Annotated in this window: 17 protein-coding genes; 5 read left to right on the forward strand and 12 right to left on the reverse strand. The window is 61.7% G+C overall.

Annotation, left to right across the window (positions count from 1 at the left end; translation table 11 throughout):
* Positions 1 to 32: 32 nt before the first annotated feature.
* From BM70_RS0124000 to arcD (BM70_RS0124020), 5 genes are all read right to left on the reverse strand, one after another.
* On the reverse strand, positions 33 to 395 hold the full coding sequence (locus tag BM70_RS0124000; RefSeq protein WP_025858397.1) for a DUF5064 family protein: 363 nt from the start codon (positions 393 to 395) through the stop codon (positions 33 to 35).
* Positions 396 to 413: 18 nt separating this feature from the next.
* A complete protein-coding gene (arcC, locus tag BM70_RS0124005; RefSeq protein WP_025858398.1) occupies positions 414 to 1343 on the reverse strand; it encodes a carbamate kinase in 930 nt (309 codons plus the stop codon).
* A gap of 156 nt (positions 1344 to 1499) precedes the next feature.
* Entirely contained in the window at positions 1500 to 2510 is a 1011-nt protein-coding gene (locus BM70_RS0124010) for an ornithine carbamoyltransferase (RefSeq protein WP_025858399.1), read from the reverse strand.
* A 69-nt stretch (positions 2511 to 2579) separates the two neighbouring features.
* The gene (gene arcA, locus BM70_RS0124015; protein ID WP_025858400.1) at positions 2580 to 3836 is read right to left on the reverse strand and encodes an arginine deiminase; all 1257 of its coding nucleotides are present in this window, start codon (positions 3834 to 3836) and stop codon (positions 2580 to 2582) included.
* A gap of 24 nt (positions 3837 to 3860) precedes the next feature.
* A complete protein-coding gene (arcD, locus tag BM70_RS0124020) occupies positions 3861 to 5288 on the reverse strand; it encodes an arginine-ornithine antiporter (protein WP_025858401.1) in 1428 nt (475 codons plus the stop codon).
* A gap of 450 nt (positions 5289 to 5738) precedes the next feature.
* Here arcD (BM70_RS0124020) and arcD (BM70_RS0124025) point away from each other — a divergent pair, with 450 nt between their 5' ends.
* Positions 5739 to 7166: an arginine-ornithine antiporter gene (gene arcD / locus BM70_RS0124025; RefSeq protein WP_025858402.1), complete on the forward strand. Its 1428-nt coding sequence runs from the start codon at positions 5739 to 5741 to the stop codon at positions 7164 to 7166.
* Positions 7163 to 8026 carry a DNA-3-methyladenine glycosylase gene (locus tag BM70_RS0124030; protein ID WP_025858403.1) on the forward strand — a complete coding sequence of 288 codons (864 nt, stop codon included), beginning with the start codon at positions 7163 to 7165 and terminating at the stop codon, positions 8024 to 8026. The genes arcD (BM70_RS0124025) and BM70_RS0124030 overlap by 4 nt, the downstream gene beginning before the upstream one ends.
* Positions 8027 to 8132: 106 nt before the next feature.
* Here the strand turns inward: BM70_RS0124030 and BM70_RS0124035 are convergent, their stop codons facing one another.
* The 7 genes from BM70_RS0124035 to BM70_RS0124065 form a co-directional block, all read right to left on the reverse strand.
* A complete protein-coding gene (locus tag BM70_RS0124035; RefSeq protein ID WP_025858404.1) occupies positions 8133 to 9482 on the reverse strand; it encodes a CoA transferase in 1350 nt (449 codons plus the stop codon).
* A gap of 41 nt (positions 9483 to 9523) precedes the next feature.
* Positions 9524 to 10867 carry a HAMP domain-containing sensor histidine kinase gene (locus BM70_RS0124040; protein ID WP_025858405.1) on the reverse strand — a complete coding sequence of 448 codons (1344 nt, stop codon included), beginning with the start codon at positions 10865 to 10867 and terminating at the stop codon, positions 9524 to 9526.
* 68 nt (positions 10868 to 10935) lie between these two features.
* Positions 10936 to 11400, reverse strand: a complete 465-nt coding sequence (locus tag BM70_RS0124045; protein ID WP_025858406.1) for a Spy/CpxP family protein refolding chaperone — start codon at positions 11398 to 11400, stop codon at positions 10936 to 10938.
* Positions 11401 to 11545: 145 nt separating this feature from the next.
* Positions 11546 to 12223, reverse strand: coding sequence for a response regulator transcription factor (locus BM70_RS0124050; RefSeq protein ID WP_003193803.1), 678 nt, complete (start codon positions 12221 to 12223; stop codon positions 11546 to 11548).
* 7 nt (positions 12224 to 12230) lie between these two features.
* Positions 12231 to 12638 (reverse strand): translation initiation factor 2, encoded by a 408-nt coding sequence (locus BM70_RS0124055; RefSeq protein WP_025858407.1) that lies wholly within the window; start codon positions 12636 to 12638, stop codon positions 12231 to 12233.
* A gap of 106 nt (positions 12639 to 12744) precedes the next feature.
* Complete coding sequence (locus BM70_RS0124060) at positions 12745 to 13044, reverse strand: YciI family protein (protein WP_025858408.1); 300 nt, start codon at positions 13042 to 13044, stop codon at positions 12745 to 12747.
* 1 nt (position 13045) lies between these two features.
* Positions 13046 to 13642, reverse strand: coding sequence for a septation protein A (locus tag BM70_RS0124065; RefSeq protein WP_025858409.1), 597 nt, complete (start codon positions 13640 to 13642; stop codon positions 13046 to 13048).
* Positions 13643 to 13729: 87 nt separating this feature from the next.
* Between BM70_RS0124065 and BM70_RS0124070 the strand changes: the two genes are divergently transcribed.
* The 3 genes from BM70_RS0124070 to BM70_RS0124080 all read left to right on the forward strand — a co-directional run bounded on the left by BM70_RS0124070 (position 13730) and on the right by BM70_RS0124080 (position 16055).
* Entirely contained in the window at positions 13730 to 14593 is an 864-nt protein-coding gene (locus tag BM70_RS0124070; protein WP_025858410.1) for a PHP domain-containing protein, read from the forward strand.
* A gap of 13 nt (positions 14594 to 14606) precedes the next feature.
* A complete protein-coding gene (locus BM70_RS0124075) occupies positions 14607 to 15236 on the forward strand; it encodes an L-threonylcarbamoyladenylate synthase (RefSeq protein WP_015885581.1) in 630 nt (209 codons plus the stop codon).
* Between the two features lie 120 nt (positions 15237 to 15356).
* Complete coding sequence (locus BM70_RS0124080) at positions 15357 to 16055, forward strand: ScpA family protein (RefSeq protein WP_164365898.1); 699 nt, start codon at positions 15357 to 15359, stop codon at positions 16053 to 16055.
* Positions 16056 to 16057: the final 2 nt, after the last annotated feature.

Consider the following 16057-nt stretch of genomic DNA (forward strand, 5'->3'; position numbering starts at 1 on the left):
CGCCGGCAAGCCGGCTCCTACACGAGGGTGGGTTATTCGAGGTGTTCGGGCTTGACCGGATCGCCTGCCTTCACATCCAGTTGATGCCGCACATCTTCGAACATCAGGTCGTACTGCTTGTGCATCGAGCCATTCAACACGGCAATCTTCGGCATGCCGTATTTCTGCGCGATGTTCATCGCATGCCGGGCAAAGTCGAACGCCTGGTCCTTGGGCAGGAAAAACTCCTCCTTCAGGTCCTTGCCTTGTACCGATCCATGCAGCTTGAACAGCATCCCCTTGCCTTCCTTGGGGTCCTGGCTGACTTCATAGTCGATGCACAGGTTGTAGCTGTAGTCCTGGGCATTCAGCGCGTGACGTTCAACGTGCAAGTGACCGGGTTCAAAGGTGGCCATAGGCGTATCTCCTCTACTTCACAGATAGGTGATGCCAGGTGTTGCCGTGCTGATGCGCGTACCGGCGCTGCCCTGGACGATGGCTTCGATGTCCGAGAGTGAACCGATGACAGCGGTTTTTCCAGTCTGGCGGGCGAACTCGCAGGCCGCTTGTACCTTGGGGCCCATGGAGCCGGCGGCGAAGCCGAGTTTTTCGATTTCGTCCGGGTGGGCCTGGCCGATGGCTTTCTGAGTCGGCTTGCCGTAGTCGATAAAGGCCGCGTTGACGTCGGTGGCGATCACCAGCAAGTCGGCTTTCAATTGCGATGCCAGCAGTGACGAACACAGGTCTTTGTCGATCACGGCTTCAATGCCGCGCAGTTTGCCGTCCTCGCCGTACATCGTCGGAATGCCGCCGCCGCCGGCACAAATCACGATGCTGCCTTTGTCCAGCAGCCAGGTGATCGGGCGGATTTCAAAGATGCGTTTTGGCCGTGGGCTGGCGACCACGCGGCGGTACTTGTCGCCATCCGGCGCAATGGCCCAGCCTTTTTCGGCGGCGAGTTTTTCCGCTTCGGCTTTGGCGTACACCGGGCCGATGGGCTTGGTCGGGTTCTGGAAGGCCGGGTCCTTGGCGTCCACTTCGACCTGGGTGAGCAGGGTCGCGAATGGCACTTCGAAGTCCAGCAGGTTGCCCAGTTCCTGTTCGATGATGTAGCCGATCATGCCTTCGGTCTCGGCGCCGAGCACGTCCAACGGATACGGCGACACCTGGGTGTAGGCCGCCGCCTGCAACGACAGCAGGCCGACCTGCGGGCCATTGCCGTGGGCGATGACCAGTTCGTTGCCGGCATGGATCTTGGCGATCTGTTCGGTGGCGATGCGGATATTGGCGCGTTGGTTGTCCGCCGTCATGGGTTCACCACGGCGGAGCAGGGCGTTGCCGCCCAGGGCTACGACGATGCGCATACAGAATGTCCTTCTGAAAGTTCTGATGAAGGAACGCGGTCAATGTGGGAGCTGGCTTGCCTGCGATAGCATCACTGCAGCCTTCTTGAAAGACCGAGTTGCCTGCATCGCGGGCAAGCCCGGCTCCCACATTTGTCCTCATTGCCAACTAGAGGTTTAGATATCCGCGAGTGCCGACACCAGAATCGCCTTGATGGTGTGCATGCGGTTCTCCGCCTGTTCAAACGCGATGTTGGCCGGCGACTCGAATACGTCCTCGGTCACTTCCACGCCATTGGCCAGGTTCGGATAACGCGCGGCAATGTCCTTGCCCACCTTGGTTTCGCTATTGTGGAACGCCGGCAGGCAGTGCATGAACTTCACGCGCGGGTTGCCCGAGGCTTTCATCATCTTGGCGTTGACCTGGTACGGCAGCAGTTGCTCGATGCGCTCGTCCCACGCTTCCACCGGCTCGCCCATGGACACCCAGATATCGGTGTGGATGAAGTCCACGCCTTTCACCGCTTCCTTCGGGTCTTCGGTGATGGTGATGCGTGCGCCGCTTTCCTCGGCAAACGCCTGGCACTGCTTGATGAAGTCTTCGTGTGGCCACAGTGCTTTCGGCGCGCCGATGCGCACGTCCATGCCCAGCTTGGCGCCGATCATCAGCAGCGAGTTGCCCATGTTGTAGCGGGCGTCACCCAGGTAGGCGTAGCTGATGTCATGCAGCGGTTTGTCGCTGTGCTCGCGCATGGTCAGGGTGTCGGCGATCATTTGGGTCGGGTGGAATTCGGCGGTGAGGCCGTTGAACACCGGCACGCCGGCGAACTGGGCCAGTTCTTCGACGATTTCCTGCTCGAAGCCACGGTACTCGATGGCGTCGAACATCCGGCCCAATACGCGGGCGGTGTCTTTCATGCTTTCTTTGTGGCCGATCTGCGACGACACCGGGTCGATGTAGGTGACGTGGGCGCCCTGGTCATGGGCCGCGACTTCGAAGGCGCAACGGGTGCGGGTCGAGGTTTTTTCGAAGATCAGCGCGATGTTCTTGCCCTTCAGGTGCGCACGCTCGGTGCCGGTGTACTTGGCGCGCTTGAGGTCGCGGGACAGGTCCAGCAGGTAGTGCAGCTCGCGGGTGGTGTGGTGCATCAGCGACAGCAAACTGCGGTTGCGCATGTTGAAAGCCATGATGGATCTCCTTCTGTTTAGGTTATCCCCCTGGCCGGCGCCTCATGGGCGACGGCCAAGGCCTGGAAATTAATAGTCGATAGGGTCGCGGATGATCGGGCAGGTCATGCAGTGGCCGCCGCCACGGCCCCGGCCGAGTTCACCGGCGCTGATGGTGATGACTTCCACACCGGCCTTGCGCAGCAGGGTGTTGGTGTAGGTGTTGCGGTCGTAACCGATCACAACGCCAGGCTCCACCGCCACCACGTTGTTGCCGTCGTCCCACTGCTCGCGCTCGGCGGCGAAGCTGTTGCCGCCGGTCTCGACCACACGCAACGCCTTGAGGTTGAGGGCCGCGGCCACGGTTTCGAGGAAGTTGGTTTTCTCGCGCTGGATGTCGATGCCGTGTGGCTTACTTTCATCCGGGCGCAACGTGAACGGCACGATCTGGTTGACCACTTCGGGGAAGATGGTGACCAGGTCGCGGTCGCAGAAGCTGAACACGGTGTCCAGGTGCATCGCCGCGCGGGACTTAGGCAGGCCGGCCACGATCACGCGTTCCACGGCTTTGTTCTTGAACAGGTTGCGCGCCAGTTGGCCGATGGCCTGGTGGGACGAGCGCTCGCCCATGCCGATCAACACCACACCGTTGCCAATCGGCATGACGTCGCCGCCCTCCAGGGTGGAAGCGCCGTGTTCCTGGTCGGGGTCGCCGTACCAGATCTGGAAGTCCGCGTTGGTGAACTCGGGGTGGAATTTGTAAATGGCCGAGGCCAGCAGGGTTTCCTGGCGTCGCGCCGGCCAGTACATCGGGTTGAGCGTCACACCGCCGTAGATCCAGCAGGTGGTGTCGCGGGTGAACTGGGTGTTGGGCAACGGCGGCAGGATGAAGCTTGAGTGGCCGAGGAAGTCGCGGAACATCTCGATGGTCTTGCCGCCGAAGCTGCTCGGCAGGTCATCGGCCGACACGCCGCCAATCAGGAACTCACTGACTTTGCGCGGCTCCAGGCTGCGCAGCCACGAGCTGACTTCATCGACCAGGCCCAGGCCCACGGTATTGGAAGTGATCTTGCGCTCCAGGATCCAGTCCAGCGCTTCGGGGATGGCGACGATGTCGGTCAGCAGGTTGTGCATTTCCAGCACATCAATGTCCCGCTCGCGCATCTTGGTCACGAAGTCGAAGTGGTCGCGCTTGGCCTGGGCCACCCACAGCACGTCATCGAACAGCAGTTCATCGCAGTTGTTGGGGGTCAGTCGCTGATGGGCCAAGCCTGGGGAGCACACCATGACTTTGCGCAGTTTGCCGGCTTCGGAATGTACGCCGTACTTCACTTTTTCCGTGGTCATTTCAGATCCTCCAGTGAACAATAATTACAGGGTCAGGAAGCCGGAGTAGAGGCCATAGCCCGCCACGAGGGCGCCTATGACGACTGCGGCGAAAATCAGCTTCTCGACGTTGGTGAAAATCGGTTTGCCCAGTTCATGCTTGGCCATGGCGAACAGGATCACGCCGGGGGCGTAGAGCAGGGCGGAGAGCAACAGGTATTTGGTGCCGCCGGCGTAGAGCAGCCAGACCGCGTAGATCAGGGCGATGGCGCCAATGAACAGGTCTTTCCTGCGCTCGGCCAGGGCGGTTTCGTAGGTTTCGCCGCGCACCGCCAGCAGCAGCGCGTAGGCCGCCGACCACAGGTAGGGCACCAGGATCATCGAGGTGGCGAGGTAGATCAGCGACAGGTAGGTGCTGGAGGAAAACAGCGTGATCACCAGGAATATCTGCACCATTGCGTTGGTCAGCCACAGGGCGTTGACCGGCACGTGGTTGGCGTTCTCCTTGCGCAGGAACTCCGGCATGGTGTGGTCCTTGGCGGCGGCGAACATGATCTCCGCACACAGCAGCACCCACGACAGCAACGCCCCCAGCAGCGAGATGATCAAGCCGACACTGATCAGCACCGCGCCCCAGTGGCCCACCACATGCTCCAGCACGGCGGCCATCGACGGGTTCTGCAGCTTGGCCAGTTCCGGCTGGGTCATGATCCCGAGGGACAGCACGTTCACCAGCATCAGGAACAACAGCACGGTGATAAAACCGATCACCGTGGCCTTGCCGACGTCGGAGCGTTTTTCCGCACGGGAGGAGAAGATGCTTGCGCCTTCGATGCCGATGAACACCCACACGGTGACCAGCATCATGTTGCGCACCTGGTTCATCACGCTGCCCAGGTCGGGGTTTTTCACGCCCCAGATATCAGCGGTGAAGATATCCAGCTTGAACGCGAACAGCGCGATCAACACAAAGAGCACCAGCGGCACCACTTTGGCGACGGTGGTCACCAGGTTGATGAACGCCGCTTCCTTGATGCCGCGCAGCACCAGGAAATGCACGGCCCACAGCAGCACCGATGCACCGATGACGGCGGCCGGCGTATTGCCTTCGCCAAAGATCGGGAAGAAGTAACCGAGGGTGCTGAACAGCAATACGAAGTAGCCGACGTTGCCCAGCCACGCGCTGATCCAGTAGCCCCAGGCCGACGAGAAGCCCATGTAATCGCCGAACCCGGCCTTGGCGTAGGCGTACACCCCACCGTCGAGGTCGGGCTTGCGGTTGGCCAGGGTCTGGAACACGAACGCGAGGGTCAACATGCCCACTGCCGTAATCACCCAACCGATCAATACGGCGCCTACGTCAGCGCTGGCGGCCATGTTTTGCGGCAGAGAGAAAATCCCGCCACCAATCATTGAACCGACGACAAGTGCAACCAGTGCGCCTAATCGAAGTTTTCCGGGAGATTCAGACATCGCATGACTCCAATGCAGGAGAAGAGAGACCACAGAATAAATCCGTGCGCTAATCAAACAGCTGACTCAGATCACTTCATTGGCACATTCCATTGTGAATTAATGACTTAGGGTGCAAAGCCGTGGGCAATGGTTTTCCTCGCAAAAGGTGCTTTCCAGAGCGATCCCTGCGGTATTGGTTAATCATTTAGTGCTACGTGTGGACGGTTTAAGCTAGTCCGTTTTTCCGAATGCGCAAACTTTTCATACAGACGACAATAAGTAGCCAATAAACGACAAAATAGTTTCCGTATTTAAATTCTAAATAAGCCTAAACCCTATAAATTGTCATGCCCTGGGGTTATTAGCGCCGTGTTTTATCGCGGTCTCTAATAAACGCTACACTCGCTGGGTTAATTAGTTGAGTGCACAGTTGTCAGCTAAAAGCGTTTTATTCATTCAGGAGTGTTCATGTCCCAACCCGCCCAGAAACTTCGGCTCAGTGCCCTGATCGCCCTGGTGGTGGGGTCGATGATCGGCGGGGGGATTTTCTCGCTGCCACAAAACATGGCCGCGCGTGCCGAGGTGGGGGCTGTACTGATCGGTTGGGCGATCACTGCCGTGGGCATGTTGACCCTGGCGTTCGTGTTCCAGACCCTGGCCAACCGCAAGCCTGAATTGGACTCGGGCGTATATGCCTATGCCAAGGCAGGCTTCGGCGACTACATGGGCTTCTCGTCGGCCTGGGGTTACTGGATCAGCGCGTGGATGGGCAACGTCGGTTACTTCGTGTTGCTGTTTAGTACCCTCGGTTACTTTTTTCCGGTGTTCGGCCAGGGCAACACGCCGGTGGCCATCGGCTGTGCGTCCTTGCTGCTGTGGGCCGTGCATTTTCTGGTGCTGCGTGGGATCAAGGAGGCCGCGTTCATCAACCAGATCACCACCGTCGCGAAGATCGTCCCGTTGCTGATGTTTATCGTGATTGCCGGCGTGGCCTTCAAGGCCGAGATCTTCACCCGTGATATCTGGGGCGTGGGCAATCCGAATATCGGCAACGTGGTGGACCAAGTGCGCAACATGATGCTGGTCACCGTGTTTGTGTTTATCGGCATCGAAGGCGCCAGCGTGTACTCGGCGCGGGCCGAGAAGCGCTCGGACGTGGGCCGCGCCACGGTGATCGGCTTCCTGGGTGTGTTGGCGTTGCTGGTGCTGGTTAACGTGCTGTCCCTGGGGATCATGAGCCAGCCGGAACTCGCGCACTTGCAAAACCCGTCCCTGGCGGGGGTGCTGGAACATATCGTCGGGCCCTGGGGCGCGATGGCGATCAGCATCGGCCTGGCGGTCTCGTTGCTTGGCGCCTTGTTATCCTGGGCGTTGCTCTGCGCGGAAATCCTCTACGCCACGGCCCATGACAAGACCATGCCGGCCTTCCTGAAAAAGGAAAACGCCAACCAGGTGCCGGTCAATGCGCTGTGGCTGACCAATGTAATGATCCAGCTGTTTCTGGTGATCACGCTGTTTTCCCACAGCACCTACACCACCCTGATTTACCTTGCCTCATCGATGATCCTGGTGCCCTACCTGTGGTCGGCCGCCTATGCGGTGCTGTTGAGCGGGCGCGGCGAAACCTACCAGGGCGCCCATGGCCAGCGCATCAAGGACTTGCTGGTGGGCCTGATCGCCCTCGGCTACGCGGTGTGGCTGCTCTACGCCGGCGGCTTGAAGTATCTGCTGCTGTCGGCGCTGTTGTATGCCCCTGGCGTGATCCTGTTTGCCCTCGCCAAGCGTGAGCAGGGCCAACCCTTGTTTACCCACATGGAAAAAGGCATTTTCAGCTGCGTGATCGCCGGCGCGGGGCTGGCGGCGTATGGGTTGTACAGCGGGGTGTTGGCGTTGTGAGACTGGCGTATCAGCCGCCCTACGACTGGGCCGCAATGGTGGCGTTTCTGTCGGCGCGGACGATCGGCGGGATGGAGACGGTCGAGGCGGGGGTCTACCGGCGCAGTATCAGCCTCGGCGGGCAGCACGGCTGGATCAGCGTGGCAATGGGGGATGGCGATTGGCTGGACGTGGAGGTGGGTTTTCCAGACCCGGCGGCGTTGCCTGAGACCGAACGGCGCCTGCGTACGATGTTCGATCTGGATGCCCAGCCCCAGTTGATCAACCCGCAACTGGCGACGGACCCATTGATGGCGCAACTGGTCGCAGCGCGTCCGGGCTTGCGTGTGCCGGGCACTTGGGATGGTCTGGAGCTGGCGATTCGCGCGGTGCTGGGCCAGCAAATCACCGTGGTGGCCGCGATTCGTCTGGCGGGCAAGTTGGTGGCGCAATACGGTCAGCCGTTGGCAACGCCGCATGTCGGTATCACCCATGTGTTCCCCGCCGCCGAGGTGTTGGCGGCGGCGGACCTGGCGACGCTGGGCATGCCCAAGGCGCGTGGGCGGACCTTGTCGGGTGTGGCCCAGGCGTTGCTGGATGATCCCCGATTGTTCGAACCCCAGGCCAGCCTCAAGGCCGGTGTGGCGCGGTTGGTGGCGTTGCCGGGCATTGGCGACTGGACCGCGCAGTACATCGCCATGCGTCAGATGCGCGAGGTGGATGCGTTTGCGTCGGGGGATATCGGGTTGATCAATGCGCTGGTGGCGTTGGAAGGTGGGCCGGTTTCGGCGCGGCAGTTGTTGGCGCGGGCGGAGGCTTGGCGCCCGCTCAGGGCGTATGCGGCGCAGCATTTGTGGACGTCGTTGCAGCGGGCGGATTGATAGTATTGATAGTGCCTATAACGGCCTCATCGCCGGCAAGCCGGCTCCTACCGTTGGAATGTGATTACCTGTAGATGCCGGCTTGCCGGCGATGGCGGCCTACAGGTCACCACTGAGGCCGGTGTGAGCCCAATTCCCCAGCCGGTAAATCCCACTGCAACGGTGTACCGCTGATGGTCAACGGCGCAAGCAATCGATGTGCCTGGCCCCAGGCTGTCTGTTCCACCACCAGGCCTTGATCGCTTGCTTCCTCGGCGTGCAATGCCGGCTGCTCCGGCACCTGTCCGGCGTCCACCAGCAACTTCGCCGTGCGCGCCAGCGACAACCGTGCCGACCCACCACGCCCTGACTTCAAGCGTTCGCTCAAGGCCTGAATCGCGCTGGCCGCCATCAAGTAACCGGTGGCGTGATCCAGCGCCTGCAACGGCAGCGGCACCGGTTTGTCCGTCTGTTTCCAGGCCATGCCGGCGGCGGCGATTCCGCTGCTCATCTGCACCAGGCTGTCGAAACCACGACGGTTGCGCCACGGGCCGCTCCAACCATAGGCGTTGAGGCTCACGTCGATCAGGCCGGGGGCGAGGGTTTGCAGTCCATCGGCGGTGTAACCCAGCTGTTCCAGGGCATCGGCGCGGTAGCCGTGAAACAGGATGTCGGCTTCCTTGAGCAGACCTTCGAAAACCTGCCGGCCTTCCGGGCTTTTCAGATCCAGGCGGGCGCGGCGTTTGCCCAGGGTCATTTCCGGTACTACGCCGGGCTCATTCCAGGTGGGCGAATCGATGCGCAGCACGTCAGCGCCCAGGCCTGCGAGAAAGCGGCTGGCTACCGGGCCGGCCAACACGCGGGTCAGGTCCAGTACCTTGAGGCCCGCCAGTGGCCGCGCAACCGAGCCGAGCCAGGGCTTGTTGGTGGTGGTTGCAAAGGTCTGGCGCTGCACCAGTTCCTCGGCATTCACTGCCAACCCTTGCGGGTGCGACTGCCAGGCCTGCCACGAACGCATCTGCGCCGCGCAACCACCCTCGTCGACAATCGCCTGCTCCAACTCGGCTGCTTTCCATTTGGCTACATAGGCGGACATCTCGCTGCGGTCGGCGGCTTTGCCCAGCACCCGCTCGGCGGCGGCACGATGGTGAGGCGCATTGGTGTGCAGGCGAATCCAGCCATCGGCGCTGGCGTAGTCGCCGGCCACCGGATCCCACAGCGGTGGGACGTCCCAGCCTGTCGGGCGAATCGAGGAGGAAAACCAGAAGGACGCGAGGCGCCGGTCCACAATGACACTGGGCAGGCGCCCGGTCTGTTGCTGGATCAACTGGGCCACGGCCTGGCCGGCGGCGCCGATACTGGCGCTGGCCAGGTCGGTCACTGCGAAGGTGGAGGACAGGGCGCCGGCTTCGGTAAAGGTCAGTGGCGTAGGCGGTAGATCGAGTGCGGCTTGGATGGGGGTCAGCAGGTCAGTCATCAAAGGGCCCTCCTTAAGAGAAGGGCCACTATAGAAGATCGTCAGGCCGGTGTGGCAACCCCAGGTTCCAACGGCAACTCGATGCTGGCGATAAAGCCGCCGTCAGCATGGTTGGCGAGGATCAGGCTGCCGCCATGGCGTTCAGCGGCGCGACGGGCGATCGCCAGGCCCAGGCCGTGGCCTTGTGCTGTCTGGCCGGGGGCGCGGTAGAACGGTTCGCCCAGCTGGTTCAAGTGTTCGGCTTCAACGCCGGGGCCGTGGTCGCGCACGCTGATCAGGATGCGTTCGCCCTGACGCTGGGCGTGCAGCTCAATCGCCTGGCCTTGTGGGTTGAAGCGCTGGGCATTGCGCAGCAGGTTGTCCACGGCGCGTTCGATCATGGTCGGCCAGCCTTTCAGGTGCAGGTCGGTCTCGGCGCTCAGTTGTACCACCTGGTCCGGCGCGCCCAATTGAGCGTCCTTTTGCAGCGCCTTGAGCAAGGCGCTGAGGTCGACGTCTTCGGCGCTGGCATTGTCGGCATCGACGCGGGCGAGTACCAGGATCTCGCTGATCAGCGCTTCCAGGCGATCGCATTCACGGGTCAGGCGCGGCCAGAGTTTTTCCCGCTCTTCGGGGCTGGCGCGTTCGGCCAGGGCCAGGGCGATACGCAGGCGGGCCAGGGGCGAACGCAATTCGTGGGAAACGTCGCGCAGCAATTGGCGCTGGCTGCCGATCAGGCTTTGCAGGCGTGCGCCCATGCGGTTGAAGTCAGTGGCCAGCACGCCGAACTCATCACGGCGGTTGGCCAGGCGCGCCAGGCTGTTCTGCTGGTAGGTGGTCTGGCCGAGGTCATGCACCGCGCCGCGCAAACGGCTGAGGGGGCGGGTGATGGACAGTGTCACCAGCAGGCTGAACAGGGTCAGCACCACCAGCGCAATCGCCAGTGCACTCAGCGGCCAGAGCAGGCTGCTGCGGTGCCAGGCATCGAGTTCCGGGTGGGGGATGCGGTAGATCAGCAGGTAGGTGTCGCCGGTCTTTTCGCTGGTGTATTCGGCGGTCAGGCGACGCCAGGGCAGGTGGCCGTCCTGGCTGTCGTTCTGGCGTGCCTCGAACGCGGCGGCGCGGCGTGGGAAGGTGCCACGCACCACCGGTTCGCCGCTTTCATTCAGCACTTGCACATCGATGTGGTACTGGCGCTTGCGCTGTTGCAACAAATCCTGGGCGGCGTCCTCACCCTGGGCTTCGTAGAGTTGGGTCCACTCTTCGGCGAGGTTGTTGAGGCCGGGGTGACGGCTGAGAATCCAGGCATCTTGATTGAGCATGTGCCCAAGCAGGATCGACAACCCGGCAACCAGGGCGATGGCCAGCCAGAAACTGGCCAGGATGCGCCAGAACAATGAACGCACAGGAAACCCTCAAACAGGAAAAGCCCAGCGGCACGGGCCACTGGGCTGGGAGTGTTAACGCGTGGGCATTATTGCGCTTTTTGCGGCTGTTGCGCTTTCCAGGCCTGGAATTCCTTCCATTCGGCGCGGCGTTGTTCTTGCTTCTTGACGATCTCGTCGAATTTCTTCTGCTGATCGGGTTTCAGCACGGCACGGATGTCAGCCTGGGTTTTCTGCTTGCCGGCGGCGATTTCGTCCTGCATGGCTTTCTGGTCAGCAGCGGGCAGTTTGTCCAGGTACTTTTTGACCAGGTCTTTGCGAGCGTGCCATTGGTCGCCCATCAGTTTGCCGATCTGCTGGCGCTGTTCCTTGGTCAGGTCCAGTTGGCTGAAGGGGCCGCCTTTGCCACGCGGACCGTGTTCACCGCCGTGGCCCGGGCCACCCATCATGTGGCCGGAAGGTTCGCCCATCGGGCCTGGGCCTTCGGGCATTGCAGCCATGGCAACGGTCGGCAGGGCAGCGGCGAACATCAAAGCGATAAGGGTCTTGCGCATGGTGATTCTCCTGTCTCTATTCCGGTGAGTCCGGATGTGAGTAGATTACGGAGATCAAGGTCAGCGGCGGTCAGGTGTGGGTAAAGCTTGGGTAAAGACGATTGGGGGGGCGCTGACAAAACCAGGAGCCCAGGGGCTCCCGATTTCAGAGGCTGTAATAGTAGCCCCGGCTACGCAGCGCCACGATCCGTGGCCGGCCATCCGGGTGGGGGCCGATTTTTTTGCGCAGGTTGCTGACGTGCATGTCGAGGCTGCGATCGTAAAGGGTCAGCTTGCGGCCCAGGGCGATTTGCGCCAGTTCCTGTTTGTCCAATGGTTCGCCGGGCTGGCGCAGCAGGGCTTCCAACAAGCGGCTTTCGGAGACGGTGAGGGCGAATTCCTGTTCATCGATGCTGACCACGCCGCGCACGGGGCTGAAGCACAGGTCACCCAGCTCAAGCTGGGTGGACACGGCCGCCGGGTGGCTGCGGCGCAGTACGGCGCGCAGGCGAGCGGTGAGCTCGCGTGGGTCGCAGGGCTTGGCCAGGTAATCGTCGGCGCCCAGTTCCAGGCCGAGGATGCGGTCCAGTGGTTCGCCGCGGGCCGAGAGCATCAGCACGGGCAGCTCCGGATGGTCGTTGCGCAATTGCTTGAGCAGCTCAAGCCCACTGCCGTCGGGCAGCATCACGTCGAGCACGACCGCGGCCGGGGCACTGTCGGCCAAGGCTTTGCGGGCGCTCAAACCGTCATGGCAGGCGCGCACCTGGAAGCCTTCCTGGCTCAACCAACTGGTCAGCAGCTCGCAGAGCTCCTGGTCATCATCTATCAGTAACAGCTCGCTCATGACTCACTCAATTTAGCCATTGTCGACGGCGACGGTGCCCACCGCTGGCGAAGATCCCGCACAGCAGGGCGATCAGTGCGACGGCCCCACCGGTGACGAACCACTGTTGTTGCTCGGTCAGCCATCGGGTCAAGGCTCCGCCCTGTGTCTCTTTGAGTTGCTGGGCCAGGCGTTGGTTCTCTTGGCGAAGGCGATTCAATTGGGCACTTTCGCGGGCAGCATCTGCACTTTGCAGTTGCTTGCTCAGTTCTTCACGCTGGCGTTCGCTTTCTTTCAAACGTTGCTGCAACTCGGTGATCTGGGCGCCGGCACTCAAGGACAGGGGCGTGGAACTGCCGGTGCTTGAGGTTTCTTCAGCGTGGGCCGTAGCCCCGATCATTAACACTGCCAACAGACACAACTGACGTAAGCGCATCGGAACTCCTGATTCCACACGAATATTCAGAATGTTGTCGGCAGGTTACCGAGAATAATGAGCAATTAGGAGTACGCCGAACCGATTAGGTTCGGCGAAGCCGGAATCAAGGCAGGACTTGCTTGAACGGCTTGATCACGACATCAGCGTAAACGCCGGCCGCAACATAAGGGTCTGCCTTGGCCCAGGCCTGGGCATCGGCCAGGGAGGCGAACTCGGCGACGATCAGGCTACCGGTGAAACCGGCATCGCCCGGGTCATTGCTGTCCACCGCCGGATGCGGGCCGGCCAGTACGATGCGGCCTTCGGCCTGCAGCAGTTTGAGGCGCTCGACATGGGCCGGGCGCACGCTCAGGCGTTTTTCCAGCGAGTTGGCAACGTCGGTGGCAATGATGGCGTAGAGCATGTCAGTCCTCGGTTTTTGGCGTGGTAGGGGCGGTGTCATGCAGGTGGCGCGACAGGTAGATACCTTGGCCGACCAGGAATAACACGGTCATGGCCAGGCTGCCGAACACTTTGAAGTCGACCCAGTAGTCCTGGAAGGTAAAGGCCACGAACAGGTTGGCGGCGCCACAGAACAGGAAGAATACGATCCAGGCTACGTTCAGGCGGGTCCACACCGGGTCCGGCAGGGTCAGCGCATGGCCCATGATCCGTTTGATCAGCAGGCGGTCACCAATGAAGTGGCTGCCGATGAAGACCAGGGCGAACAGCCAGTTGACCACCGGCGCTTTCCATTTGAGGAAGGTTTCGCTGTGGAAGGCCAGGGTCAGTCCGCCGAAGACCAGGCAGGCGACCAGGGTGAGCCATTGGCTTTTTTCCAGCTTGCGCTGGGAGATGAAGATGGCGCCGTAGACGATGATAGAGCTGATGATCAGTACGGCGGTGGCGCTGTAGATGCCTCCGAACGACACTGGGTGACCGGCGATATCGATGACCCTGGGGTCGAGTTTGGTAACGATGAAAAACAGCAACAGCGGGATGAAGTCGATGAATTGTTTCACAGTAAGAGCCAGAAGCTGGATGTGGCGGCATAATAACAAACATCCTAGGTAGCGAAAGCGCCAGCTGACTTGAGGTTACACATCCCCGTGAATGTTGATTTGCACTGCCACAGCACGGCCTCCGACGGCGCCCTGGCGCCCGCGGTACTGGTTGCGCGTGCGTTTGAAAAAGGCGTGCGAGTCCTGTCGTTGACCGACCATGACACCCTCGAAGGCCTCGACGAAGCCCGCGACGCCGCGCAGGCGCTGGGCATGCACCTGGTCAACGGCGTGGAATTGTCCTGCACCTGGGGCGGCGCCACCATTCATGTGCTCGGCTATGGTTTCGACCAAAAAGCCCCGCCTTTGGTCGAAGCCATCGCCCAATTGCACGATGGCCGCTGGCTGCGGTCCGAAGAAATAAGCCGCAAGCTCAGCCTTAAAGGCATGCCCGGCGCCCTGGAAGGCGCCCGCGCCATCCAGCAGGAACTGGGCGACAGCGGCAATGCCCCGGCCCGGCCGCACTTTGCCGACTGGATGGTGCGTGAAGGTTTCGTCAAGGACCGCGCCGAAGCCTTTCGCAAATGGTTGGGCGCTGGCAAATTGGGGGATGTGAAGCAACACTGGCCGACCCTGGAGGACACCGTCGAGACCTTGCGGGCCTCCGGCGCCTGGGTCAGCCTGGCCCACCCCTGGCATTACGATTTCACCCGCAGCAAGCGCCGCAAGCTGATTGCCGACTATATTGGAGCGGGCGGCCACGCAATCGAAGTGGTCAACGGGCATCAACCCGCCGAACAGGTGGGCAGCCTGGCGATTCTTGCTCGCGAATTTGGTCTGCTGGTCAGCGCCGGCAGTGATTTTCATGGCCCAGGCGGCTGGTCCGAGATCGGCGAGTACCGTGCGGTCCCGGAAGATTTGCCGCTCTTGTGGGGGCGATTCAAGCATGACCCCATTATTGCCACCGTCTGAACAGGTAGAACACGTGAGTCAATTCTTCCAGATTCATCCGGAAAACCCCCAGGCGCGCCTGATCAAACAGGCCGTGGAGATCATTCGCGCCGGTGGCGTGGTGATCTACCCTACCGATTCGTCCTACGCCATCGGTTGCCAGATCGGCGACAAAGGCGCGGTCGAGCGTGTACGACGCTTGCGTCAACTGGACGACAAGCACAACTTCGCGCTGATCTGCAGCGACTTGTCCCAGTTGGGGCTGTTCGCCAAGGTCGACACCGGCACCTTCCGCCTGCTCAAGGCCCACACGCCGGGGCCCTACACGTTTATTCTCAACGCCACCCGCGAAGTGCCGCGCCTGCTGCTGCACCCGAAGAAACGCACCATCGGCCTGCGGGTGCCGGAGCATCCCATCGCCCTGGCGCTGCTGGCCGAGCTGGGTGAGCCGTTGATGAGCGTGTCGCTGATCATGCCCGGCGACACCGAGCCGCTGGAAGACCCGTACGAAATGCGCCAACTGCTGGAGAAGCAGGTCGATCTCATCATCGACGGCGGTTTTGGCGGCGGCAAGGCCTCCACCGTGATCAACCTGGCGGACGGCGAACCCGAAGTGATCCGTGTGGGTTGTGGCGACCCGGCTCCGTTCATGGTCGAGGCCTGAATGTCGGTCGTGGAAACCGTCGACAGCCAGGCGGGCGCCCAGCAGGAACTGCCGTTTGCCATGGTGTATGGCCAGGCGGTGATGGAAATGCCCCTGGACCTGTACATTCCGCCGGACGCGCTGGAAGTCTTCCTGGAAGCCTTCGAAGGCCCGCTGGACTTGCTGCTGTACCTGATCCGCAAACAGAACATCAACATCCTCGACATCCCGGTGGCGGAAATCACCCGTCAGTACATGGGCTATGTCGAGCTGATGCAGTCGGTGCGCCTGGAGTTGGCCGCCGAGTACCTGGTGATGGCCGCCATGCTCGCCGAGATCAAGTCGCGCATGCTGCTGCCGCGCTCGGAAACGGTGGAAGCCGAAGAAGACGACCCGCGCGCCGAACTGATCCGCCGCCTGCAAGAGTACGAACGCTTCAAGGCCGCCGCCGAAGGCATCGACGGCTTGAGCCGCGTGGGCCGCGACGTGGTGGTGCCCAAGCTCGACGCGCCCGAGGCCCGGGCGCGCAAGCTGCTGCCGGACGTGAGCCTGGAAGAGTTGCTGATGTCCATGGCCGAAGTACTGCGCCGTGGCGACATGTTTGAAAGCCACCAGGTCAGCCGCGAAGCGCTGTCGACCCGCGAGCGCATGAGCGATGTGCTCGAGCGCCTCAAGGGCGGCGGTTTCGTGCCGTTTGTCGAGCTGTTCACGGCGGAAGAAGGGCGCCTGGGGGTGGTGGTGACCTTTATGGCGATCCTCGAGTTGGTGAAGGAGTCCTTGGTCGAGCTGGTCCAGAATGAGCCTTTTGCGGCTATCCACGTGCGGGCGCGAGCCGAATAAAG

This window comes from Pseudomonas sp. CHM02, from assembly GCF_000612585.1.
Lineage (GTDB): Bacteria > Pseudomonadota > Gammaproteobacteria > Pseudomonadales > Pseudomonadaceae > Aquipseudomonas.